General features: G+C 69.3%; 20 protein-coding genes. 18 read left to right on the top strand and 2 right to left on the bottom strand.

The features are described from left to right. Positions 1-20: 20 nt before the first annotated feature. The 9 genes from AB5I40_RS06350 to AB5I40_RS06310 all read left to right on the top strand — a co-directional run bounded on the left by AB5I40_RS06350 (position 21) and on the right by AB5I40_RS06310 (position 9,848). Entirely contained in the window at positions 21-287 is a 267-nt protein-coding gene (locus tag AB5I40_RS06350; protein ID WP_370937482.1) for a hypothetical protein, read from the top strand. Between the two features lie 243 nt (positions 288-530). Further along, on the top strand, positions 531-740 hold the full coding sequence (locus tag AB5I40_RS06345) for a hypothetical protein (protein ID WP_370937481.1): 210 nt from the start codon (positions 531-533) through the stop codon (positions 738-740). A 14-nt stretch (positions 741-754) separates the two neighbouring features. Next, positions 755-2,785: a hydantoinase/oxoprolinase family protein gene (locus AB5I40_RS06340; protein WP_370937480.1), complete on the top strand. Its 2,031-nt coding sequence runs from the start codon at positions 755-757 to the stop codon at positions 2,783-2,785. Between the two features lie 5 nt (positions 2,786-2,790). Further along, positions 2,791-4,752: a hydantoinase B/oxoprolinase family protein gene (locus AB5I40_RS06335; RefSeq protein ID WP_370937479.1), complete on the top strand. Its 1,962-nt coding sequence runs from the start codon at positions 2,791-2,793 to the stop codon at positions 4,750-4,752. Then, positions 4,752-5,486 (top strand): hypothetical protein, encoded by a 735-nt coding sequence (locus tag AB5I40_RS06330; protein ID WP_370937478.1) that lies wholly within the window; start codon positions 4,752-4,754, stop codon positions 5,484-5,486. The genes AB5I40_RS06335 and AB5I40_RS06330 overlap by 1 nt, the downstream gene beginning before the upstream one ends. After that, positions 5,483-6,937: an aldehyde dehydrogenase family protein gene (locus AB5I40_RS06325; protein WP_370937477.1), complete on the top strand. Its 1,455-nt coding sequence runs from the start codon at positions 5,483-5,485 to the stop codon at positions 6,935-6,937. Before AB5I40_RS06330 ends, AB5I40_RS06325 begins: the two co-directional genes overlap by 4 nt. Before the next feature lie 16 nt (positions 6,938-6,953). After that, the gene (locus tag AB5I40_RS06320) at positions 6,954-8,561 is read left to right on the top strand and encodes a class I adenylate-forming enzyme family protein (RefSeq protein ID WP_370937476.1); all 1,608 of its coding nucleotides are present in this window, start codon (positions 6,954-6,956) and stop codon (positions 8,559-8,561) included. Continuing rightward, a complete protein-coding gene (locus tag AB5I40_RS06315) occupies positions 8,558-9,364 on the top strand; it encodes an SDR family NAD(P)-dependent oxidoreductase (RefSeq protein ID WP_370937475.1) in 807 nt (268 codons plus the stop codon). Before AB5I40_RS06320 ends, AB5I40_RS06315 begins: the two co-directional genes overlap by 4 nt. 106 nt (positions 9,365-9,470) lie before the next feature. After that, positions 9,471-9,848 carry a DUF2255 family protein gene (locus tag AB5I40_RS06310; protein WP_370937474.1) on the top strand — a complete coding sequence of 126 codons (378 nt, stop codon included), beginning with the start codon at positions 9,471-9,473 and terminating at the stop codon, positions 9,846-9,848. A gap of 13 nt (positions 9,849-9,861) precedes the next feature. Here the strand turns inward: AB5I40_RS06310 and AB5I40_RS06305 are convergent, their stop codons facing one another. Further along, positions 9,862-10,932, bottom strand: coding sequence for a LuxR C-terminal-related transcriptional regulator (locus tag AB5I40_RS06305; protein WP_370937473.1), 1,071 nt, complete (start codon positions 10,930-10,932; stop codon positions 9,862-9,864). A 168-nt stretch (positions 10,933-11,100) separates the two neighbouring features. Here AB5I40_RS06305 and AB5I40_RS06300 point away from each other — a divergent pair, with 168 nt between their 5' ends. Genes AB5I40_RS06300 through AB5I40_RS06275 form a run of 6 tightly spaced genes read left to right on the top strand, consistent with a single transcriptional unit; the run spans position 11,101 to position 19,043 of the window. Further along, positions 11,101-12,117: an ABC transporter permease gene (locus AB5I40_RS06300; RefSeq protein WP_370937472.1), complete on the top strand. Its 1,017-nt coding sequence runs from the start codon at positions 11,101-11,103 to the stop codon at positions 12,115-12,117. Between the two features lie 35 nt (positions 12,118-12,152). Next, on the top strand, positions 12,153-13,229 hold the full coding sequence (locus tag AB5I40_RS06295) for a sugar ABC transporter substrate-binding protein (RefSeq protein WP_370937471.1): 1,077 nt from the start codon (positions 12,153-12,155) through the stop codon (positions 13,227-13,229). A 16-nt stretch (positions 13,230-13,245) separates the two neighbouring features. Further along, positions 13,246-15,438, top strand: coding sequence for an ABC transporter permease (locus tag AB5I40_RS06290; RefSeq protein WP_370937470.1), 2,193 nt, complete (start codon positions 13,246-13,248; stop codon positions 15,436-15,438). Then, a complete protein-coding gene (locus tag AB5I40_RS06285) occupies positions 15,435-16,493 on the top strand; it encodes a hypothetical protein (RefSeq protein WP_370937469.1) in 1,059 nt (352 codons plus the stop codon). Before AB5I40_RS06290 ends, AB5I40_RS06285 begins: the two co-directional genes overlap by 4 nt. Continuing rightward, a complete protein-coding gene (locus tag AB5I40_RS06280) occupies positions 16,490-17,977 on the top strand; it encodes a sugar ABC transporter ATP-binding protein (RefSeq protein ID WP_370937468.1) in 1,488 nt (495 codons plus the stop codon). The genes AB5I40_RS06285 and AB5I40_RS06280 overlap by 4 nt, the downstream gene beginning before the upstream one ends. A 16-nt stretch (positions 17,978-17,993) precedes the next feature. Continuing rightward, the gene (locus AB5I40_RS06275) at positions 17,994-19,043 is read left to right on the top strand and encodes a zinc-binding dehydrogenase (RefSeq protein ID WP_370937467.1); all 1,050 of its coding nucleotides are present in this window, start codon (positions 17,994-17,996) and stop codon (positions 19,041-19,043) included. A gap of 154 nt (positions 19,044-19,197) precedes the next feature. Here AB5I40_RS06275 and AB5I40_RS06270 read toward each other — a convergent pair whose 3' ends face one another. Next, positions 19,198-20,103 carry a helix-turn-helix domain-containing protein gene (locus AB5I40_RS06270; RefSeq protein WP_370937466.1) on the bottom strand — a complete coding sequence of 302 codons (906 nt, stop codon included), beginning with the start codon at positions 20,101-20,103 and terminating at the stop codon, positions 19,198-19,200. A 156-nt stretch (positions 20,104-20,259) separates the two neighbouring features. Here AB5I40_RS06270 and AB5I40_RS06265 point away from each other — a divergent pair, with 156 nt between their 5' ends. From AB5I40_RS06265 to AB5I40_RS06255, 3 genes are all read left to right on the top strand, one after another. Then, the gene (locus AB5I40_RS06265) at positions 20,260-21,192 is read left to right on the top strand and encodes an alpha/beta hydrolase (RefSeq protein ID WP_370937465.1); all 933 of its coding nucleotides are present in this window, start codon (positions 20,260-20,262) and stop codon (positions 21,190-21,192) included. A 617-nt stretch (positions 21,193-21,809) separates the two neighbouring features. After that, entirely contained in the window at positions 21,810-22,124 is a 315-nt protein-coding gene (locus tag AB5I40_RS06260) for a hypothetical protein (RefSeq protein ID WP_370937464.1), read from the top strand. Continuing rightward, positions 22,124-22,645 (top strand): hypothetical protein, encoded by a 522-nt coding sequence (locus tag AB5I40_RS06255; RefSeq protein WP_370937463.1) that lies wholly within the window; start codon positions 22,124-22,126, stop codon positions 22,643-22,645. The genes AB5I40_RS06260 and AB5I40_RS06255 overlap by 1 nt, the downstream gene beginning before the upstream one ends. Positions 22,646-22,995 lie beyond the last annotated feature (350 nt).

Raw genomic sequence — 22,995 nt, 5'->3', positions numbered from 1 at the left:
CGACGACGAGGAGGTGCGCGATGGCGCCTCGAACCGATTCCGAGCTGAGCTGCCGGGCACGGGCCCTCCTCCGCGTCGTGGCGGCCGGGCGGGCCGAGATCACCTGCAGCAGCGAGCCGGACATGTTCGTCGACGGCGTGGCGTGCTGCGACCAGTACACCGCGCACGCGCTCGCCCACCGGGGCTTGATCGTCCAAACCGGACCGGCGGGGCTCGGGAAGCGCGTCCGCGCACGCCTCACCCCGGCCGGTGCGGCAGTCCTGGGCGCTATCGGCGAGGCGGCCTGAACGAGAACGACGGGCGGTGCGACGGCCGAGGAGGCTGCCGCACCGGCCGTAACCATGTGCCCGTCAGGGAATTCGCGGGCCAGTCCGTCCACAACGGATCGAACTTCGGGTGAGGCGTGCTTCGTTTTGCGGACTCGGCCGTGCGGTGAGCGGCTGTTGCCCCGGTCCCCTCCGGCCTACCGTTCGGTGTGCGGTGGCGCACCAGCGCCGGCCGAATCGAGCCAACAGTGGAGTTGCGCCGAAATGAGCCAGGAACCGAACCCGCCGTCCCTCGAGCGGGAACCAGTCGAGGGAACCTGCCCGCGCTGCGGCGCCGCCGAACTGTCCCGCTACCCGGTCAATTCCGAGGGCGGCTGGTTCGACGTCGTGAAATGCCGGTCGTGCCTGTTTTCGGTCAGCCGGGACCCCGGTCCGCGGCTCGGACCGGTCCAGCTGCTCTCCGATCTCCTGTAGCGAAAGGATCAATGATGATCGCAGTCGACGTGGGCGGCACCTTCACCGACGTGGTCGCCTTGCAGGACGGGGAGATCCGCACCGCCAAGGTCTCCACCGACTACACCGACGTGACCCGCCCGGTGCTCGAGGGCGCCGCGCTGCTCGGCGTCGCGGGCGCACCGGTGTTCAACCACGCCAGCACCCACGGGCTGAACGCGGTGATCACCCGCACTGTGCCGAAGATCGGGTTTCTCGCCACCGAGGGGCATCGCGACATCCTCGACATGGGCCGGGTCTGGCGGCCCGCGGAGGCCATTTTGGACCCGGGCTGGCGGCGCAGCTTCGGCGACGCCGCGCGGCCGCTGGTGCCGAGGTATCTGCGCCGGGGGATCCGGGAACGGCTCACCGCTTCCGGCGAGTTGCTGTTCGAATTGGACGAAGCGCAGGCGCGGGCCGAGCTCGAAGTGCTGCGCAAGTGCGGCGTGGCCGGAGTGGCCATCTGCCTGATCAACGCCTACGTGAACCCGGCGCACGAGCTCCGGCTGCGCGAGTTGGTCCGCGAGGTCCTCGGCGACGTGCCGTGCTCGCTGTCCAGCGAGGTCTCCCCGCTGGCCAAGGAATACGCGCGGGCCTCGACGACGATGGTCGACGCGCTGATGAAACTGATCTACGCGGACTACACCGCGCGGCTGGAGAAGGGCCTGGCCGAACTCGGCTTCACCGGGCAGCTGAACTTCGCCGACTGCGCCGCGACGCTCGTGCCGTCGCATCGGGCGATGGAGCAGCCGTTCCGCATCGTGTTCTCCGGTCCCGCCGCGGGCACTGTCGCCAGCGCCCACTTCGGTTCGCTGATCGGGGAGTCGCAGCTGCTGTGCGCGGACGTCGGCGGCACGTCGTGCGACATCAGCGTCGTCACCGGCGGCGAGCCGTTCGTGGACACGACCTTCGAACTGGAGCACGACCTCGTCGTGAACGCACTGGCGAACGACGTCAGCGCGATCGGGGCCGGGGGCGGAAGCCTGGTGACGATCGGCGCCACCGGCGAGATCCAGGTCGGCCCCGGCAGCGCCGGTTCGACGCCCGGCCCGGCCTGCTACGGCCGCGGCGGCACGCAGCCGACCACAACGGACACTTGCCTGCTGATCGGGATCATCGACCCGGGCACGTTCGCCGGCGGCGAGCTGGCGCTGGATCCGGCTCTGGCCCGCCAGGCGTTCGAGAACCTCGAATCGGACTTCACGCTCGCCCAGCGCGTCCGGTACGCGTACGAGATGGCGGTGCACAACATCGCCGAGGGCGTGTTCAACGTGGCGATCAAAAACGGCGTCGACCCGCGCGACTACAGCCTGATCGCGTACGGAGCGGCCGGGCCGATGCTGCTGCCCGCGGCGATGGACGCGGTGCACTGCAAGCAGGTCGTCGTGCCGCCGAACCCGGGTTTGTTCTCCGCGCTCGGCCTGCTCTCGGCCGACCAGGTGTTCACCGTGAACCGCAGCGCCTACACCGTGCTCACGCCGGACGTCGCGGAGCGGATCGACACGCTGTTCGCCGAGATGGAGGCGCAGTTGCGCGAGCGGCTGAGCGCGGACGCCGCAGTGACTTTCGAGCGCAGCTACGACGGGCATCTGGTCGGGCAGAGCTGGGACACGCCGTTCGTGCCCGTCCCGGACGGAACGATCGACGAGCCGGCCGTCGCGGCGATGATCGCGTCGTTCCACGACACCTACCAGGAACGTTCGGGCAACCGCTTCGAGATGGTCCCGGTCGAGGGCGTCACGTTCCGGGTCCGCGCGGTGCTGGACACGCCGAAGGTCGAGTACCCCGAGCTGCCCGCGCGCGCCGCGGACGAGCCGCTCGCCCCGGTACGGACGACGGCTCTGCGGTACCTGGGCGAAGACGCCGAAGGCCAGGAAGCGCCGGTGTACGAACGCATCGCGCTCCGGGCGGGCGACGAGTTCGACGGCCCGGCGATCGTCCACGAAGGACTGTCCACCACTCACGTCGGGGCGGGCCAGCATCTGGTCGTCGGCCGCTACGGCGAACTCGTCATCCGGAAGAAGTGAGCGCCATGACCACCATCGAGGAGCCCGCCGGACGCATCCGCGATCTCACCGACGAGCAGTTCCAGACGGCCTATCACGCCGACCGGTTCACCGGGTCGGTGATCGTGAACCGGCTGAAGTACGCGGTGGGGCACATGAGCACCGCGTTCCTGCGGGAAGCGTTCTCGCCGATCATCCGCGACTGGTACGACTTCGCGTGCACGATCAGCGGCCCGCCCGCGCAGGACTATGGGATGGCCGTCGTCAGCAACAGCCTGACCCCGTTCCTCGGCACGATGCCCGACGCCACCCGCAACGCGGTCGAGGAGTTCGGTCCGGAGAACCTGTCCCCGGGCGACGTGCTGATCTGCAACGACCCGTACCGCGGCGGCCGCCACGTGAACGACGTCCTGTTCACCCGGCCGGTGTTCGTGGCCGGCGAGATCGTCTCGTTCGTGACGATGTGCGCGCACCAGTTGGACATGGGCGGCACCGTGCCCGGCGGGTTCTCCGCGACCAAGACGAACGTCTACGAGAACGGCCTCGTGCTGCCGCCGATGCTGCTGTGGGCGAAGGACCAGCCGGTGCGGTCCACGTTCAGCCTGATCTTCGACAACACCCGCTGGGGCGGTCTGCTGCTGCCGGACTTCCAGAGCATGCACCAGCAGTTGCAGCTCGGCGAGCGGCTGGTACGGGAGAACATCGAACGCTACGGCCTCGACGCGTTCCTCGGCTCCCTCGCCTACGCCTGCGACACATCCGCCGAGCAGATGCGCGAAGCGATCGCCCGGATCCCGGACGGGGACTACTCCGGGAGCGCGCTGATCGACGCCGACGGACTCGACGACACTGTCGATTACCGGGTGCGCGTGACGCTGCGCAAACGCGGGCACGACATCGAGGCCGACCTCTCCGGCACCTCGGCGCAAGCCCGGACCTGCATCAACTGCGGCGTCCTCGACGCGAAAACCGCGCTGGGCGTGGCGTTGACGATGCTGCTCGACCCGGCGATCCCGTTCACCTCCGGGACTTGGCGCAACGTCGACCTCGTCGCTCCGCCGGGAACGCTGCTGAGCGCGCTGCCGCCGGAAGGCGCACCGATGATGTTCTGGGAGCCGTCCGGCGCGCTGATCTCCGCGATCTTTGAAGCGCTGAACCCGGTGCTGGGCGAACGCGCGGTCGGCGGGGACTACGGCTCCACCAACACGCACAACGCGAGCGGAGTGCGGGACGACGGCACGCCCTGGACGAGCGCGACGCAATGCGGCGGCGAGCACGGCCCGTGGGGTGCCACCAAAGAGGGCGACGGCGACAGCTACACCGTGCTGTACAACCTCAACAACCTCGATCCGGCGACGGAGACGATCGAGCACGACTCGCCGGTGGTGATGCTGCGCAAGGAGCACGCGATCGACACCGGCGGGCCGGGCAAGCACCGCGGCGGCGCGGCGAACCTCAAGGACACGCTCTGGCTGACTGCCGCCGCCCAGCATCTGTCGCCGTTCCGGACCAAGGAACCCAGCGGCGTCGGCGCTGACGGCGGGAAGCCGGGTCCAACCGGGGCGATGTGGATTTTCCCGCCGGGAGAAGGGACTTCCGGACCGGACGGACTGCTGGGCGTCTCGAGCGACGTCTACGCGCGGAGCACGCCCGTCGCCGGGGTGCTGGATCCGGAAACCAAAGCACTCGACCCGGAAAAGGGCGTCTACCACTACTTCGCGAGCCAGAAGGCGTGGCTGACCGAAGCCGGTTCGGTGCTGCGGTGCTTGACCAACGGCGGCGGGGGATGGGGCTCGCCGTTCGAGCGCGAACCGGCCAAGGTGCTCGCCGATGTGCGCGACGAGTACGTGAGCGTCGAAGGGGCGGCGCGGGACTACGGGGTGGTCGTCGTCGGCGACCCGCACTTCGACCCCGAAGGCCTGCGGGTCGACGAAAAAGCAACAACCCGGCTGCGTTCCGGCCGGTCGGACGAACGAGGAGTGAGCTGATGGTTTCCGCCAAGGTCCCGGTTTTCGGGGATCGGAACCTGTTTTTCGCGTGGAGCACCTACACCACGGACTACGGCACCTACGCGAAGTGGTACGACGACGAGCACATCCCGCAGGTGATGGACGCGCCCGGGATGGTCGGCGCGCAGCGCTTCATCATCGCGGACACCAAGCCGCTGCCGGGCGTGCGCTCGCTGGACTTCGGCCACCTCGCACTGTACGAAATGGACGGAAGCCCGCAGGGGTTCAGGGACGAGGTCAAGCGGAAGCTGATCTCCGGGGACATGGTGCTGCCCGACTACATGGTGCAGCCGTTCCAGGCGCTGTTCGCCAAGCCGGTCAGCGAACCGTTCCACACCGAGCGGTTCGCCGAGGCGGAGAACCTGGACGACCGGCATCTGTTCTTCGCGTGGAGCCGCCACACCGGCGACGACGCGACGTTCGGGAAGTGGTACGACGAGGAGCACATCCCGCAGATCATGTCCGCGCCGGGAATGCTTCGGGCGCAACGGTTCGAGGTGTCGGACGTCAAGCCGCTGCCCGGCGTCAGCCCGGTCGACGAAGGGCACCTGGCGATCTACGAAACCGCCGGCGACCTCGAAGGCTTCCGCGCGGAAGTCAAGCGGCAGCTGATGTCCGGGGAGATGGTGTTGCCGGACTTCATGATCCCGCCGTTCGCGACCATGTTCCTCAAGCCCGCCAGCCCGTTCTTCCGGTCGGATCGCGGGGCATGACGCGCGAGATCGCCGGTGTCCCGGTGCCTCGCCTCGACTCGGTCTACGTGGCCGGGGAGTGGGTGCCTGCTACCGGACCGGCGTACGAGATCGTTTCGCCGTCGACCGAGGAAACCGTCGCCGAAGCCGTGCTGCCGTCCGCAAAGGAAGCGGACGCGGCCCTCACGGCGGCGACGGACTCCAGGTGGGGTCGGCTGCCGGTCGAGCAGCGAGTCGAGATCTGTGCGAGGTTCTGCGCGTCGCTGGAGGCCCGGTTCCCGGACCTGGGCACGGTCTGGGCCGCGGAAGCGGGCATGCCGGTGCGCTACAGCGCCACGCTGCACAAATACGGCGCAGCGGGGGCGTGGAACTCCGCGTTGGCGAGTGCGGAGGACGCCCTGCGCGACGACCACCGCAGCTCCTTGCTCGGCGACGTCGTGGTGCGCCGCGAACCGGCAGGGGTCGTCGTCGCCATCCTGGCTTACAACGGACCGGTGGTCACGATGGCCACGAAGGTCGTGCCCGCCTTGCTCGCGGGCTGCCCGGTGGTGGTGAAGGCCGCACCCGAATCGCAGCTGGTCATGCGGTTGGTGGCCGAATCCGCCGCGGCAGCGGGTTTCCCGGCCGGTGCGCTGAGCATCCTGTGCAGCGACGTCGAGGTGGCCCGGCACCTGACCGCGGACCCGCGCGCCGATCTGGTCTCGCTTACCGGAGGCCGGGTCGCCGCGCAGGAGATCATCGAGGCGACGCGGGGACGGTTCGCCCGCACACACCTCGAACTGGGCGGCAAGTCCCCGGCGCTGATCCTCGACGACGCGCCGCTCGACCGGGTGCTGAAGTCGCTGGTGCCCGGGGCGACCGGCGGCGCCGGGCAGGTGTGCGCCGCGTTATCCCGGGTGCTGATCTCGCGGCGGCGCCACGACGAACTCGTCGACCGGCTCCGCACCGCCTGGCAAGGACTGCGGATCGGCGACCCGCTCGACCGGGGGACGCAGATCGGACCGGTGGTCAATCAGGCCGCGCTGCGGCGGACCGAGGGCTTCGTGGACCGTGCGCGCGCTGCCGGAGGCGAAGTCGTCGCGGGAGGACGGCGGCCGGAAGGGTTCCCCGCCGGGTACTACTACGAGCCGACCCTGGTCACCGGCGTCGCCCGGGACGCCGATCTGGCGCAGAATGAGGTGTTCGGGCCGGTCACCGTCGTGCAGACCTACGACGATCTGGCCGACGGGCTGCGGCTGGCTAACGACACGAGCTTCGGCCTCGCCGCGAGCGTCTACACCGCGGACCGTGCTCTCGCCGCGGAAGCCGCTTCCGCCATCGCTGCGGGCTCGGTCGCGGTCAACACGTTCGGGCCCGCCGTGAGCGCTCCGTTCGGCGGGGTGAAGGGCTCGGGCTGGGGCCGCGAGTCCGGGCCCGAGGGCATCCAGGAGTTCACCGAACTGAAGCAAATCGTCTTCGGACCGGGCGTGTGAGACAGGAGGGCAGGTCATGACGTTCACCAGGCTGCTCGACGCGGTGGCCGACCAGCTCCCGCCGCCCGGCCGCGACGGCATCGCGGTCAGCTTCGACGGCCGCGAACGGCTCACCTACGCGCAGCTGCGGGACAAATCGCTGCGCTACGCGACTGCGCTGCGGGAACTCGGCCTGAACAAGGGCGACCGGCTCGGCCTCATGCTCTTCAACGACGCCGAGTACCTGCCGCTGTGCTTCGCCGCGATGCACCTCGGCGTGGTCGCGGTCCGGCTCAACTTCCGGCTCGCGCCGGCCGAGCTGAAGTTCATCCTCGCCGACTCCGGCTGCAAGGCGGTGATCGTGCACAGCAGCCTGCTGGACCGGATCGAGCCGGTGCGCGCGGAAACCGGCGTCGAAACCTTCGTGGTCCGGCCGGACACCGCGGACCCGATGCCGGACTGGGCGCTTCCATTCGACGTCCTGCTCGGCCGCGAACCGCTGGCCGACGTGCCGGAAGTGAGCGACGCGGATCCGATGTCGCTGCTTTACACCTCGGGCACGACCGGCCTGCCCAAAGGCGCGGTGTGGACGCACGCCAACACAGTGAGCACGGCGACTACGCAGGCGCTGCGCTGGCGGTTCTCACCGGAAACCGTCGCGCTGGTGCCAGGCCCGCTCTACCACGCCGGGGCGTTCGAAGCGGTGACCGCGCCGACGTTCCTGATGCACGGCACCGTGGTGTGCCTGCGGTCGGGGAACTTCACCGTCGAGCGGCTGCTGGAGGTGCTCGAAGCCGAGCAGGTGACCGATTGCCTGCTGTTCTCGTTCATGCTGCACGACCTGCTGCGCGTGGACGGGATCGAGGACCGGCTGCCGAAATCGGTCACGCACTTCGTCATCGGCGGGGACACGATGATGCCGTGGGTCGTCGACCAGGTGCGGCGGAGACTGCCGTGGGTGCGGCTGACCCAGGTCTACGGGCTGACCGAGGGCGGCGCGATCGCGACGACGCTGGACGACGGGGACTTCGACGCCCAGCCGAAAAGCGTCGGCCGCCCGGTGCCGCTCACCGAGGTCCGGGTCGCCGGGGACGGGCTCGAACCGGCCGCGCCCGGCGAGGTGGGAGAAATCCTCGTCCGCGGCCCTGCGGTCTGCGCCGGGTACTGGCAGCGGCCGGAGGCGAACCGGGACACCTTCGTGGACGGCTGGTGCCGCACCGGGGACCTCGGCTTCGTCAACGCCGACGGTTTCCTCGTGCTCGCCGGCCGGGCGAAGGACATGATCCGCAGCGGCGGGGAGAACGTGTACCCGGCCGAGATCGAGCGGGTGCTGACGCAGCATCCGGCGGTGCTGGACGCGGCCGTGGTCGCGGTGCCGGACCCGAAGTACCTCGAAGTCGGCTGCGCGGTCGTGGTGCTGGCGGAAGGCATCGCGCTCGACGAAGCGGAGCTTCGGGCCTATTGCCGGGAGAACCTGGCGACGTACAAGGTGCCCCGGTATTTCGCCGCGCAGCCGGAGCTGCCGCGCAACGCATCGGGGAAGATTCTCAAGTTCACCCTCCGCGAGAAGTACGGAAAGCTCGGTACCGCAACGAATTCCGACGCGTCCGAGGTGACGCGACCGGGAGAGGAAGGCGCACGATGAACGACCCGGTCCGGCGGCGCAAGCCCGAATTGGCACTGGTGACGGGCGCGGCGGGCGGAGTCGGCTCGGCCACCGCGCGAAGGCTGGCCGAGGACGGCGCGAAGGTCGCGGTCACGGACCTGAACGCCGAACGGCTCAAGGAACTGGCGGACGAACTCGGCGCGGTCGCGCTGCCCGCCGACGGCACCGACCGCGCCGCGATCCACGACGTGGTCGAGCAGGCTGTCGCGAGTCTGGGCGGCCTGGACACGGTGATCGCGACGCAGGGCGCGGCGGTGTCGGGCACCGCGCGGCCCGAGCACGTGGAGGCGTATCAGCGGGCGTTGGACGTGAACCTGCACGGTTCGTTCTACCTGGCCGGGGAAGTGCTGCCGCATCTGGTGCAGCGGCAGGGCTCGCTGGTGCTGTTCGCGTCGACAGCCGGGCTGATCGCCGGTCCGCCCGGGACTGTCGGCTACACCGCGGCCAAGGCGGGGATCATCGGCATCACCCGCTGGCTCGCGCGGGACTACGGACCGAAGGGGGTCCGGGTGAACGCTGTCTGCCCGGGCTGGATCCGGACTCCGCTGGGCGAGGGCGCGATGGCTTACCTGGCGAAGCGCGAGGGCATCACGCTCGACGAGGCGTATGCGCTGACGACGAAGCACGTGCCGCTGCGCCGTGCCGCGGAACCGGAGGAGATCGCGTCGGTGTGCGCGTTCCTTGCCTCGGGTGACGCGTCGATGGTGACCGGCCATGTCCTGGTCGCGGACGGCGGCGGCGCGGCGGTCGATTCGTCCACCTTGGAGTTCGACGCGCCGTGACCGGCGACGCGGGCGTGGGAGGGGGCTGACAGCACCTCCCACGCCCGTCCGCGAGCGCCTAGCGTACGAAGCGAACCGTCCCGTTTTCGTCTCGAAGGAGCCCGCTATGTCGTTCGACCCCGAGATCCGCGACCGGATCGGCGCCGCGTCGGAGATCCAGATCAGCAGCTACCGTCGCGACGGTTCACTCCGCCGGTGGACCCCGATCTGGGTGGTCCGCTCCGGCGACGAGCTGTACATCCGGTCGGCGTTCGGCACGGAGGGCGGCTGGTACCGCTGGGCCTCGGCCAAGCAGCTCGCCCGGGTGCGAGTGGACGGAGTGGAGACCGACGTGTCTCTGCACCTCGAGGCGGACGCCGACACGAACGCCGCGGTCGATGCCGCGTACACGGAGAAGTACCGCAGCATGCCGAGCGCGCTGGCGCCGATGGTCGCCGAGACTGCCGCCGCCACCACGACCCGGCTGGAGCCGGTGCCCGCCTGAGCCGCGGGCCGGCTCAGTTCCGCAGCCAGTACGCGACCGCCTCCGCCCGGTTCGCCGCGTCGAGCTTGCGCAGGATGTGCGTGATGTGCGTCTTCACGGTCCCCTCCGAGATCGACAGCTTCCGCGCGATCGCCCGGTTCGCGTCGCCGCGCGCCATCAGGTCGATCACCTCCGCCTCGCGGGCCGACAGCAGCGGATGCCGCGCCAGGCCCGGCTCGGGCGGGGGAGCGATGCGCACGTCCGCGGCCAGCCGGGTCATTCCCGCCTGGAGCGAGGCGAGTCCTTCGAGGACGGACACCCGGGCCAGCGTCTCGCTCACGCCCTCCGCGTAAAGGTTCAGGACGGCTCGGTCGGTGACGTCGACCTCCCGGCAGGGCGAGTAGTAGCTGTCCGCGTGCAGCAGTCCGACGACTTTCCCGTACGCCCGCAACGGCGCGATGGCGTAGGACGTGCAGCCGGAGAGCGAGACGAGCTGCCGGTTGACGCGCGGGTTCTCCTGCACGTCGTACACGAGACCCGCACGAGCGTGCCGGACGACATCGGATTCGACCAGCGAGCCGTCGAGCCGCGGCGGGGCCTCGCGGCCGGCAGCGAGCATTTCTTCGGCCAGCCGGGGATCCTGTTCGATCACCATGCGCCGCAGCACCCAGGTCGCATCGTCCACAGTGGAGACGAGCACGCGGTCGAACCCGATCGTGCAAGCCTCCTCGGCGGCGCGGGAGAGGAGTTCCTCGGCGGTCGACGAGGCGTGCAAACGGGTCAGTGCGCGGCGGACTCGGCGCATCGTCGCGACGCCGTCGGCGACCCTGGCATCGTCCACTCGCGACTCCAGCTCGCGTACCCGGCTCAGCAGCGCGGTCAGGCCGGGCAGCCGTTCCGGCGCGGGAGCCGAGCCCAGTTCGGCCATCGCGGCGTCCCAGACCTGGCCGAGCAGCCGTTTGGCGGGCAGCACCTCGGCGCAGCGGCCGACCGGCAGCAGCCGGTCGAGCACGGCGCTGGCGTCGAGTCCGAGCTCGCGGACCTGATCGGCCAGATCGGCGCTCAGCCGGACGCTGTCGAGCCGCGGAAAGCCGGTCGCGTTCATGGGCAGCTCCCTTGCGGAAATTCCGAACATTATATATCCGCGACGAGGCTGGGGCCAGTCGCCGCATCGGCCGTACGGGGTAACGGAATACGACCGGCGGCAGATGCGGCGACCCGGTGACGGCCGACACACTGGCCGCGCTGTCCCACCCATCGAACCGGGAATCCCATGACTACCGCATCAGTGGCAACGAAGCCACGCGTGTCGCTGCGGGCACGCCTCGGCGGCTTCGACCAGACCTATCTTGTACTCGGCATCACCGTGCTGCTCGCCCTCGTGGCGGGAGCGACCACGACGAATTTCCTCACCGCAGGCAATTTCGGCAGCATCCTGAACCTGTCCGCCGCGTTCGGCATCCTCGCGATCGGCGAGGCGATCGTCGTCCTCGGCAAGGGGCTGGACCTTTCGGTGGCCGGGATCGGGCTCGGCTGTGCGCAGGCGACGCTCGCGTTCATCAGCGAGGGCATGCCGGAATGGCAGGCGATCGCGCTGATGGCCGGTCTCGCGCTGGCGATCGGGCTGGTCAACGGCATCCTCGTCGTCGTCTTCGAGGTGCCCGCGCTGTTCGTGACGCTCGCGACCGGCATGCTCGCGATCGGCGGGATCGACATCCTGTTCCTCAGCCAGAACGTCTACGGGGTGCCCGCCGGGTCGTTCCTGTCGCACCTGAGCGGCGGCGGGGTGCTCGGCGTGCCGAGGCCGGTGCTCATCGCCGGCGGAGCGTTCCTGCTCGCCTGGCTGTTCGTCGCCTACACCTCGCCCGGGCGGCTGATCCGCGCGATGGGCGACAACTTCGAGACCGCCCGCTCGACCGGCGCGCCGGTGCGGCCGCTGCAGATCCTCACCTACGTGCTGTCCGCGCTGCTCGCCGCGGTCGCCGGGTTCGTGACGGTGTCGATCCAGGGCAGCGTGCAGACGACGGTGACGTCGTTCGACCCGATCCTGTTCACCGCGCTGACGGTGGTGGTGATCGGCGGGGTCTCGCTGTCCGGCGGGCGGGGCACGATCCTGGGCGTCCTCGCCGGCGCGCTGTTCGTGGGCGTGCTCAACAACCTGCTGGTGCTGCACGGGCTGAGCACCGCCGTGCAGGACCTCATCCGCGGCGCGGTGCTGGCCGCCGCGATCGCGTTCGACGCGTGGCTGCATCCGCGCAACGAGGAAACCGAGAAATCCGGGGAACTGTGACCGGCAACGACGCCGGGGAACGGAAGTAGAAGCACATGAAGATCACCAGGAAGCTGTCCGTGCTCGCCGCGACCGCGGCGCTGGGCGCCGCGGGGCTGTCCGCGTGCTCGGTCGGCGGCGGGTCCTCGGACTCGGCCGCGGCCGCGACGAACGCGGTGTTCAGCGGCAACGAGCAGCTGATGCCGATGCGGCAGAAGTCGCACGACGCGTTGAAGGGCAAGAAGATCGCCTTCGTCCCGATTCTCTACAAGGGCTACAAGCTCACCGAGAACTGGGGCACCACGATGCAGCGCACCTTCGACGACGCGGGCGCGGAATTCAAGGTCTACGACTCGAACTTCAGCAGCGACCGCATGATCAACACGATCAACGACCTCATCGCGCGCAAGGCCGCCGACGTGCTCGTGCTGCAGAACCAGGACCTCGGGCTGCTCGACAACGCGGTGGACCGCGCGCAGAAGGCCGGGATCTACACGGTCATGCTGAACATGCCCTCCACCCGGCTCGGCGACGCGTTCGTCGGCGTCGACGTCTACGGCGCGGCCCAGTCGATCGCCAAGCGCGCGGTCTCGGACTGCAACTCCCGCAACGCCCCCAAGACCATCTCCATCATCGACGGACCCGGCAACGACCCGGCTTCGATCCTGTGGGACCAGGGCGTCAAGGACGTCGTGGAGAAAGAGGGCTACAAGACCCTCGTCGCGCACTCGCAGTTCCAGAACGCGCAGGCACAGGCCGCCGCCGAGTCGGTGCTGCAACAGCAGCAGGGCAAGGTGTGCGGCTTCATGGTCACCTTCGACCTGAACTCGGTCACCGTCGGGCAGACCGTCAAGGCCGCCGAAGGGCGCGGCCAGATCGCTCCGGGTTCGGTCGGCGTCTACACGCTCGACGCGGACAAGGACTGGTGCAACGCGCTCAAGCAGGGCGTGGTGACCGCTTCGGCCGCCTACGACGTGCAGGGCATCGGTGCCGCCGGTGCGGTCGCGGTGCAGAACCTGCTCACCAACGGGGTGAAGCCGGGCGCCTCGCATTCGGTCGCGTACGTGTCGAGCACGGTCGTGGACAAGTCGAACATCGACCAGACCACCATCGCCTGCTATCAGAGCAAGTGAGCGAGGACGAGGCCTGATGACAACGTCGTCTCCGATGCGCCGCAGCGGTTTCCGTCCGCTGCGGCGCGGGCTGGACGCCTTCGGCATGACCGGAGGCCGTCCTTCGGAAAGAATCGCCCGCTACCGCACCGTCTCGGATCTGTTCGAGAAGCGGTGGATGGAAGGCGCGGTGCCGCTGGTGCTGGCGCTCGCGCTGTGCGTGTACGTGATCGCCACGACCAACGTCGGGCCCGCCAACGCGCCGCTGGTGCTCGACGAGGTGTCCGAGTACGGGCTGCTCGCGATCGGGCTGACCGTGGTGCTGGTGGGCGGCGGCATCGACCTGTCGGTGGGGTCGATCGTCGGCTTCTGCGGGCTCGGCGCGATGGTCGCCGACCGCGTGTGGCTGTGGTCGACGGCCCTGGTCGTTCCGGCCGCGATCGTCGCGGGCGCGGTGCTCGGGGCGGTGAACGGGTACCTCATCGCGATCCTGCGGATGCGCCCGTTCATCACCACCCTGGTCACGCTGATCGCCTTCGGCGGCGCGGCCTCGGTGCTGCAGAACGCGAACAGCACGCAGATCGGCGTCACGAAACCGTCGCTCGTCTGGGATTTCTTCAACGACGGCCGGATTCTGGGCATCCCGACCGCGTGGTTCCTCTTCGCGGTGGTGCTGATCGTGGTGCATCTGGCGCTCACCCGGTCCCGCTGGGGCTGGTGGGTCACCGCGACCGGCTCGGACCGCCGCTCGGCGCGGCGCAACGGCATTCCGGTCACCGCCGTCACGTTCTGGACCTACGTCGTGTCCGGCGCGCTCGCCGGAACGGCCGCGATCCTCACGTCGGCGCGGCTGGCCCGGACCGACCCGAACGTCGGCAACAGCTGGGAAATCATCGCGCTGACCGCGGTGGTGCTCGGCGGCGTCAGCATCAAGGGCGGCCGCGGTTCCGTGCTCCGCGCGGCGGTCGGCGTCGCGGTAGTGACGATCATCGAGCAGGCGACCGTCTCGGACGGCGCGCAGGGCTCGTACTACACCGTCATCCTCGCCGCGGTGCTGCTCGTGTTCACCGTGCTGGACCTCAAATGGGGCAAGTACCGGCAGCGTGCGGTGGAGAAGCTGAAGATCGACCCGGCGCGGCTGCGGCTCGGCCCGCTGGTCGACGTCACGAAGCCGGGCACCGTGTGGTCGCTCAACCGCCGGCTCACCGACGCGCCTCCGGTCGGGCTTGGCAAGATCCGCGGTGCGGAGGACTGCGCGGTGGACGCCGAGGGCAACGTGTACTGCGGCGACCAGCGCGGCTGGGTGTGGCGGTTCCGCGGCCTGGAAGACACCGAGGGCGAGATCTTCTCGCGCACCGGCGGATTCCCGTGCGGACACGCCTGGGATCCCGACGGACGGCTGGTCGTCGCGGTCGGCGGCATGGGCATCTACCGCATCGGCGCCGACGGCGAACCCGAACTGGTCGCGAACAAGGTCAAGCGCAGTCCGCTGTCGCTGATCGACGATTCGGGGCTGCGCGCGGTCGACGACCTGGACATCGCCCCGGACGGCTCGATCTACGCCTCGGACTTCTCCACCCGCACGAACACCGCGGACTTCTTGCTGGAACTGGTGGAATTCCGCCCGAACGGCCGGGTGATCCGGGTGACGCCGGACGGCAAGACCGAGGTCGTGGTGTCGAATTACGTGTTCCCCAACGGCATCTGCACCGCACACGACGGCGAGTCGATCCTGATCTCCAGCACCGGGCTGTGCCGCGTCGACCGGCTCTGGATCGCCGGGCCGAAGAAGGGACAGCTGGAACCGGTGCTGGAGAACCTGCCCGGCTATCCGGACAACATCAACCGGTCCTCCGACGGCAACTACTGGATGCCGTTGTGCGCCATGCGGACCCAGATGTCCGACCTGCTCGGCCGCTACCCGGCGGTGCGGCGGCGGATGACCCGCGAGGCGGCGGTGGACAACTGGGTGGTGCCGCAGCTGAACACGTCGTGCGCGATCAAGTTCAGCGACCGCGGCGAGATCCTCTCCGTGCTGTGGGACGAAACGATGGAGAACTATCCGATGGTGACCGCGGCGAAGGAACGCGACGGGCACCTGTACCTGTGCGGCGTCAGCAACAACCGGATCGGCAGGCTCGAACTGGACCCGAGCGAGATCGGCGACATCGACCCGGCCGCCGTTCCGGGGACGGCCAGTGCTCGCCGGTCGGCGGAGGCGGTGCGATGAGCCCGGTACTGGACACCGTGAAGGAATGGATCAACCCGAACTGGGGCCGCGCCCGGACGGTGCCCCCGATGGACACCGGACTGCGGCCGAACCTCCGCCTCGACGCAGCGGCGGAGCTGCTGCCCGCGGGCGAGTACGAGCCGGACGACGTGGTCGTGACCCCCACGGGGTTGGTGTTCAGCAGCGGCAATCAGGTCTTCTCGGTGCGCGAGGACGAGGTGACGCGGCTGGCTTCGTTCGGCAGCCCGGTGACGGCGCTGACCGTGCGGGACGGCCAGGTCGTCGCGGCGGTCGAAGGGCGTGGCCTGGTCTCGGTGTCGCAGTCCGGCGAAACCGAGGACTTGTGCACCGACGCGCCGGTCGCCAGGTGCGTGACTGCGCTCGCGACGGACGGGCCTGCGTTGCTGGCGACTGTCGGCTCGACGAAGGTCGCGGAGTGGCCCCGTGCACTGGTCACCGGCGACCGGTCCGGGCTGCTCGTGCGGGTCGCCGGCGCGCAGGCCGAAGTGGTCGCGGAGCGCCTCGCGTGGCCGTCGGGCGTCGGCATCGCCGGGGACGAAGTGCTCCTGTCGCTGAGCCTGGACCATCGCGTGGAAGCCCGATCCGCACCAGGCAAGCGAGGCCGGGTGCTGAGCGCGAACCTGCCCGTCTATCCGGGGCGGGTGCACGTCGGCGGGGACGGCTGGTGGTTCGCCGCGCCCTACATCCGCAACCGGGTCACCGAACTGCTGCTGGACGAACCCGCGCTGCTGGCCGAGATGACGGAGACGATCAGCCCGGACGAATGGTTCGTCCCGCGCCTGCGCGCGGGCGACCCCTTCACCGACACGATGCAAATGGGGCAGCTGCGCGTGCTCGGCGTGGTCAAGAGCTGGGCCCCGGCGCGGTCGTGCGGCCTGGTGTTCCGGATGGACCCCACCGGCCGCGTCGCGGAGAGCGCGCACGCCCGGGTCGACAGCCCGCGGCACGGCGTCACCGGGCTGACCGTCCACAACGGACACGTGGTCGCGGCGGCGCGCGGCGGCCGGAACCTGCTGCGGCTGGAGGACGCATGAGCACGGTGTTGCGGCTGACGAACATCAGCAAGCGCTACAGCGGAACGTACGCGTTGGACGGGGTCGACTTCGACGTGCGGCCGGGCGAAATCCACGCCCTGCTCGGCGAAAACGGCGCCGGGAAGTCCACGATGGTCAAGATCGTCTCCGGCGCGGTCGCGCACGATTCGGGCACGCTGGAGGTCGACGGCGTCGCTCGGGCGTTCACGACTCCGCGCGAATCGGTCGAGGCCGGGGTGGCGATGGTCTACCAGGAGGGCTCGCTGGTCGAGTCGATGACCGTCGCCCAGAACCTGTTCATGGGCGACGAGAAGGTGTTCAACAACCTCGGCCACCTGAACGTCGTGGCACGCGAGCTGCTGGAATCGCACAACTTCCACATCCGCCCGGACGTTCCGGCCGGGGCGCTCGGCGTCGGGCAGAAGCAGATGGTGGAGATCGCCCGCGCGGTGCACCGCAACGCGAAACTGGTGATCCTGGACGAGCCGACGTCGTCGGTGACTCCGGAGGAGCGGCTGCAGCTGTTCCTGTCGATGCAACAGTTGAAGAAGCGCGGGATCGGCGTCATCTTCATTACGCACATGCTCGACGAGGCGTTCGAGCAGGCGGACCGGATCACCGTGCTGCGCGACGGCGTCGTCCAGGGGACGCTGGAGCGGCCGGAGTTCAGCCGCGATCGCGTGGTGAAGATGATGGTCGGCCGCACCGTCGAGATGGGGCGGGTGGAGCCGAACCGGGCACCCGAGCCGACGCCGACGCTGCAGGTCGAGGACGTGACGCTGCTGCCGGTGGTGCGCAACATGGCGTTTTCCGCCTACGCCGGGGAAATCGTCGGCATCTACGGTCTGGTCGGCGCGGGGCGCAGCGAGACCGCGATGATCGTCAGCGGGATCCTGAAACGGCGGCGGCTGCGCGGCGGCCGGGTGCGGCTCAACGGCGAGCCGGTGCGGTTCCGCACGCCACGGCAGGCGCGCAAAGCCGGGATCGTCTACATCACCGAGGACCGGAAAGCCTCCGGGTTCTTCAGCCATCTGACGATCGCCGACAACATCTACCTCGGGCATCTCTGCGGTGCGCGGCGCTTGCCGTTCCTCTTCCGGCCCGGTGCGCGCACCTCGGTCGCGAAACGGTTCGTCGAACAGTTCCAGGTCCGCACGCTGCGGCCGACGAAGGCGACCGTCGAGGAGCTGAGCGGCGGGAACCAGCAGAAGATCGTGCTGGCCAAGGGCCTGACCCGGAAACCGCTCGTCGCGATCATCGACGAGCCGACCCGCGGCGTGGACCTCGGCACGATCCCGGAAATCCACGCGATGATCCGGGCGCTGGCCGACGACGGGGTCGCTGTCGTGGTCATCTCCTCGTACCTGCCGGAGATCCAGGCGCTGTCCGATCGCGTGCTCGTGGCGCGCGCGGGCAGCATCGCCGCGGAGTTCTCGCCGGAGGAAGCCGACGAGGAAAGCCTGATGTTCGCCGCGGTGCACTGACAAGGACGGAATTCTCATGCGCGGAGTCATTTTCCAAGGCGACCGGGTCCTCGAGATCCAGACCTTCGCCGATCCCGAACCCGGCCCGGACGACGTGGTGCTGGAGATGAAGGCCTCCGGGATGTGCGGCAGCGATCTGCACTTCTACCGGGCTCCTGCCGGTCAGGCGCTGGCCGCGTTCGGGATGACCGGCGACGGTGCCGGGTTCATCGGCGGGCACGAGCCGTGCGGCGTCGTCGCGGCGATCGGCTCGGCGGTCGACCCGCGCGCCGTGCGAGTGGGGGACCGGATGATGGTCCACCACTACGACGGCTGCGGGTTCTGCGACCTGTGCCGGACGGGCTGGCCGCAGATGTGCGAGCGCGGCAACGTTATCTACGGCGCGACCGCGCACGGCGGGCACGCCGACTACCTCAAGGTGCCCGCACGGACGCTCGTGCCGCTGCCGGACGAGCTGAGTTTCGCCGCCGGCGCCGCGATTTCGTGCGGCACCGGCACCGCGTACGGCGCGCTGACCCGGCTTGACGTCAACGCGCGCGACACGCTGGCGGTCTTCGGCCAAGGCCCGGTCGGTCAGGCCGCGGTACAGCTCGCCGCGGCGATGGGCGCCGAGGTCGTCGCGGTCGACATCGCAGCGGAACGCGTCGCGCGGGCGAAGGAGTTCGGTGCGGCGCATGCGATCGACTCCACCGCCGTCGACCCGGTCGAGGCGATCCGGGAGCTGACCGGAGGCAAAGGCGTGACCAAGGCGCTCGACTGCTCCGGCGCACCACCGGCGCGGGCCGCGGCGGTGAAGTCCGCCGCGAAATGGGGCACTGTCGCGTTTGTCGGCGAAGGCTCGACGGTGACGCTCGACGTCAGCCCGGACCTGATCCGCAAACAGCTGACAGTGGTCGGCTCGTACACCTTCTCCCCGGTGGGCCAGGCGGACTGCGCCCGGTTCATCGCCCGGCACGGGGTTCAGGCGGACCTGGTCTTCACCGACCGCTGGCGGCTGGACGACGCGGTGGAGGCCTATTCCGCCTTCGACAAGCAGACCGGCGGCAAGGCGGTCATCGAGTTCTGAAGCGGAAAAGCGTCGGTGCGTCCCAGACCCGCCGGCGCTTTTCCGGCGCCGTGGACCGCACCCGGCCCGATGAGCGTCTCGGCGATGCCGGTCCAGCGCAGACGCGCCAGCAGGTGGTGCGCGAGCTGGACCGCGGAACGGGACGACCAGTTCGCTAGGCTTGAGCCCGGCGGTCGTCGTCCGCTGTCTCATACTCCGCGGAGCGCACCTCCGGTCCGGCTGCCTCGCTCGCCGTCCAACTGGACAGCAACTGCAGCGCGTCGGCCGAAGGGGAGCCGGGTTCGGCGGTGTAGCCGATCAGGGTGAGGCCGGGCGCGGAGGCGACCTGCAGTCCTTCGAACCGCAGCGTCAGCTCGCCGACGACCGGGTGGCGGAACAGTTTCGTCCCCCGCCGGTGCGCCTTCACGTCGTGCGCCGCCCACCGGGTGCGGAACGCTTCGCTACGGGTCGCGAGATCTCCGATGAGCCCGGTGACCGCTTTCGAATACGGTGCGCGGGCCGCTTCGACGTGCAGCAGGGCCACCGCGTCGTCGGCTGCCTTCTTCCAGTCCGGGAAGACCTCTTCGGCGCGGTCGTCGAGGAAGATGAACCGGGCGAGGTTCGGCGGGTGCGGGGCGCGCTCGTAGACGACGCCGTAGAGGGCACGGCCGAGCGCGTTCGCCGCGACCACGTCGAGGTGTCCGTTCTGGACGATCGCGGGGGCGTTGACCATCGTGTCGATCAGCGCTTGCACCCCCTCCGGCACCGGCTGCCGGACGGTGCGGCCGGGGCCGGACCGTTTCCCGGCGGCGCGCGCGAGGTCGAACAGGTGCGTGGTTTCGGTGTCGTCCAGCTGCAGCGCGGTGGCGATCGCGTGCAGGACCTCGTCGGAGACTCCGGACACGCGGCCGCGTTCGATCTGCACGTAGTACTCAGTGCTGACTCCGGCGAGCCGGGCGACTTCCTCGCGGCGCAACCCGCTGACCCGCCGCCGCCCGCCCGCGATGATTCCCGCCTGCTCAGGCGTGATTTTCGCGCGGCGGGTCATCAGGAATTCCCTGAGGTCGTTGGCGATCTCCATGCCTCGAGGGTAAACGCGGAGCGCCCGCGGAAGGAGGGGCTGCCGGTACCCCCGACAAGCGGCATCTGCCACGCCCGCGCGAACCGCCGCAGAGTGGGTATCAGCAGCCCGGGCCGCCTGGTTCGGGACACCGAAGACGTGCAAGGAGTGAGTGCAGTGACGTCTGTGGAGGCAGTTACCTTCCCGAACGACTCGATCACCATGGCGGGAAACCTGTACCTGCCGGACGGTTTCGACCCCAAGGGCAGCTACCCGGCGGTCGTGACCGTGCACCCGGGCGGCGGCGTGAAGGAGCAGACCGCGGGCCTGTACGCGGAGAAACTGGCCGAGCAGGGCTTCGTCACGCTCGCGTTCGACGCCTCGTTCCAGGGCGACAGCGGCGGCGAGCCGCACCACCTCGAGGACCCGGCCGCGCGCGTGGACGACGTCCGGGCGGCGGTCGACTACCTGCAGACCCTCGGCTATGTCGACGCCGAGCAGATCGGCGGCCTCGGCGTCTGCGCCGGCGGCGGCTACCTGGTCAACGCCGCGTTGACGGACTACCGGATCAAGGCCCTCACCACGGTCAGCGCGGTGAACATCGGCACGTCGTTCCGCCGCAACTGGTACGGCACCGACTCCGACGCGGCCGCTGTCCCCACGCTGCAGGCCGTGGCGCAGCAGCGCACGGCTGAGGCTAAGGGCGCCGAGGCGGCGTACCTGCCTTACGTGCCGGCCGAGCCGGACGAGAACACCCCGCGCGACATGGTCGAGGCGAGCGAGTACTACCTGACCCCGCGCGCTCAGCACCCGAACGCGAAGAACAAGTTCCTGTTCACCAAGAGCGTGTCAAGGATCTTCACCTTCGACGCGTTCCACATGGTCGAGGACCTGCTGCAGCAGCCGCTCCTGGTGGTCGCGGGCAGCGACGCCGGTTCGCTGTGGATGTCCGCCGAACTGTACGGCCGCGCCCGCAGCCCGAAAAAGCTCGTCGTGGTCGAGGGCGGCGCGCACATGGACTTCTACGACGTGCCGAAGTACGTCGACCGCGCAGTCGCCGAAGCGGTCCCGTTCTTCCGGGAAAACCTCGCCGCCACCCGCGGCGAGTAAACCGGTAGAGGCGGTCCTGCCGGACACACCGGCGGGACCGCCGTCCGCCGCGTTCCGGCAATCCGAGCTCCGCTGGTACTTCGGTTTCTCCGCAGGAGAATCACGTTCCTGCGGCGGAAAGGCCCTGCTCATCGATCGTGGCGAACGGGGTTGTGACAGTCCGCAGCGGGGGTTGTTCGACAGCGGGTGCCAGGGGAGCGAGAGTGCCGCTCGACTCCTGGGATGAGCGGCGGGACGGCAGCGATCATGCCGACCACCCGCCCGACGCCGGGAACAGACTGCTCAACGAGGACAGCCGACCACTCTTGTGCTGGGTGATCGGCTGCTGCGAGCCTTGGGAAATCCCACCAGTTTTGGTGTCCGAGGGGCGATTTGCTCGCTATCCACATGGCTCACGCTGGTTTAGTGGCGGAGAAGGCATGCTTTTTAACTGGAACGTGCAGCGCAGCTGCAGATGTGCTCGATCGACTTAACACAACGTGGCCCTACTCGACTGATACTTGCTGAGATACGGGGTCCAGCCAGTTGTTGGCTTGCAGTGCGTCGAGCCATCGCCGTCGGTGTTGAGCGGACCAAGCGGGCTCGACATCGGCTGCGAATGCGAGCAAGCCTGAGATGTGGTTGACGAAGCCGCCGATGGAGCTGAACTTTCGGTGCGTCGCGTGATCGCCGAGCCCGAATCGTTCGATTCCGCGGATGTTCTCCGTGATACGACTTCGCATCACTCTATTAAGACGAACGCGGTTTCCATCGACAAGAAGGCCCAGGACGATCTTGCGTCCGCCAGGCGGGACTATGCCGACCATGCCGAGAAGATCCGGACGCTGATCCCCGCCTTCGGGGACTGGCTGGCCAAGAACGGTCACGTGATCAATCATGCTAGCCAGGTGGCAGAGAACACTTTGCGCGACATGAAGGATGCGATCAGGTGATGACCGACCACGACGAGCCGGGGACGCCGGCAGACCTCGAGCCCGCATGGCTGCCCGGGCTGCTCGGGTCCGCCCCGGAACTCGCCGCGGCGGACCGGGACCTCCTGGCGTACTGGGACGAGCCGCCCTACCGCGACCCCACCTGGGAACCGCTCGACGAGGACACCGCACGCCGTCGCCGCCGTCCGAAGCTGCCCCCTCGCACCCGCCTGTCCCAACGGGTCGCGACGATCGCCAACACGATCGTGCAGACGTGGGACCAGTCCGACGAAGACACCCGCCATCGGACGTTCGGCTGCATCGAGCACGTCCTCCGCACTGCGGAAAAGGCCGGCGACGAGGAAGCTCGGTTCCAGGTGAGGATGTTCCTGCTCGACAACGTGCAGAACATGGCCGGAGCCGAGCGCAACGACATGCTCCGCGAGATGTGGCCGTACCTCGGACCCGAGTCGAAGAAAGACTGCCTTGCACTGGACCGGGCGCAAGGGATCGGGAACGCCCCTGAGTGGAAATTGCAGTGACCGATCACCAGCGCCAGCATGCTGCAGGGGAACGGCGCTGCACGCGATTCGCACGGCAGCGGTCCAGCGTCGAGGCCAATCCGCCGCCAGGTTCAGTTGCTCGCGAGCCTCGGCGAAGTCGGTGTCAGCGATCGCGAGATCCGTCCACTCGCAGAAATGAGACCACAGTGGAGCGTTGGACCCAGTGTTTCGTTCGGACGCGGTCGTCGTCACGCGGGCGTCTTGGACCCGAGCCGCACACTCGACCCCGCGCCACGCCGCGTGAGATGACAATTAGCGTCTGTCTTTTGTGACAGATACCGCTTGTAATCGGCACTGGTCGCCCAGTTCGCAGACTGTGTCCGGTGACA

The organism is Amycolatopsis sp. cg13 (genome assembly GCF_041346965.1).
Taxonomy (GTDB): domain Bacteria; phylum Actinomycetota; class Actinomycetes; order Mycobacteriales; family Pseudonocardiaceae; genus Amycolatopsis.
The sequence above is the reverse complement of the archived record's forward strand: the minus strand, read 5'-3'. Positions and strand labels throughout refer to the sequence as shown.

What these genes read in the sequence shown, in the direction of transcription:
- AB5I40_RS06295 (WP_370937471.1), top strand. Translation starts at nt 12,153, where the DNA reads ATGAAGATCACCAGGAAGCTGTCCGTGCTCGCCGCGACCGCGGCGCTG.
- AB5I40_RS06280 (WP_370937468.1), top strand. Translation starts at nt 16,490, where the DNA reads ATGAGCACGGTGTTGCGGCTGACGAACATCAGCAAGCGCTACAGCGGA.
- AB5I40_RS06320 (WP_370937476.1), top strand. Translation starts at nt 6,954, where the DNA reads ATGACGTTCACCAGGCTGCTCGACGCGGTGGCCGACCAGCTCCCGCCG.
- AB5I40_RS06325 (WP_370937477.1), top strand. Translation starts at nt 5,483, where the DNA reads ATGACGCGCGAGATCGCCGGTGTCCCGGTGCCTCGCCTCGACTCGGTC.
- AB5I40_RS06340 (WP_370937480.1), top strand. Translation starts at nt 755, where the DNA reads ATGATCGCAGTCGACGTGGGCGGCACCTTCACCGACGTGGTCGCCTTG.
- AB5I40_RS06330 (WP_370937478.1), top strand. Translation starts at nt 4,752, where the DNA reads ATGGTTTCCGCCAAGGTCCCGGTTTTCGGGGATCGGAACCTGTTTTTC.
- AB5I40_RS06285 (WP_370937469.1), top strand. Translation starts at nt 15,435, where the DNA reads ATGAGCCCGGTACTGGACACCGTGAAGGAATGGATCAACCCGAACTGG.
- AB5I40_RS06270 (WP_370937466.1), bottom strand. Translation starts at nt 20,103, where the DNA reads ATGGAGATCGCCAACGACCTCAGGGAATTCCTGATGACCCGCCGCGCG.
- AB5I40_RS06255 (WP_370937463.1), top strand. Translation starts at nt 22,124, where the DNA reads ATGACCGACCACGACGAGCCGGGGACGCCGGCAGACCTCGAGCCCGCA.
- AB5I40_RS06315 (WP_370937475.1), top strand. Translation starts at nt 8,558, where the DNA reads ATGAACGACCCGGTCCGGCGGCGCAAGCCCGAATTGGCACTGGTGACG.
- AB5I40_RS06305 (WP_370937473.1), bottom strand. Translation starts at nt 10,932, where the DNA reads ATGAACGCGACCGGCTTTCCGCGGCTCGACAGCGTCCGGCTGAGCGCC.
- AB5I40_RS06275 (WP_370937467.1), top strand. Translation starts at nt 17,994, where the DNA reads ATGCGCGGAGTCATTTTCCAAGGCGACCGGGTCCTCGAGATCCAGACC.
- AB5I40_RS06345 (WP_370937481.1), top strand. Translation starts at nt 531, where the DNA reads ATGAGCCAGGAACCGAACCCGCCGTCCCTCGAGCGGGAACCAGTCGAG.
- AB5I40_RS06300 (WP_370937472.1), top strand. Translation starts at nt 11,101, where the DNA reads ATGACTACCGCATCAGTGGCAACGAAGCCACGCGTGTCGCTGCGGGCA.
- AB5I40_RS06290 (WP_370937470.1), top strand. Translation starts at nt 13,246, where the DNA reads ATGACAACGTCGTCTCCGATGCGCCGCAGCGGTTTCCGTCCGCTGCGG.
- AB5I40_RS06335 (WP_370937479.1), top strand. Translation starts at nt 2,791, where the DNA reads ATGACCACCATCGAGGAGCCCGCCGGACGCATCCGCGATCTCACCGAC.
- AB5I40_RS06310 (WP_370937474.1), top strand. Translation starts at nt 9,471, where the DNA reads ATGTCGTTCGACCCCGAGATCCGCGACCGGATCGGCGCCGCGTCGGAG.
- AB5I40_RS06350 (WP_370937482.1), top strand. Translation starts at nt 21, where the DNA reads ATGGCGCCTCGAACCGATTCCGAGCTGAGCTGCCGGGCACGGGCCCTC.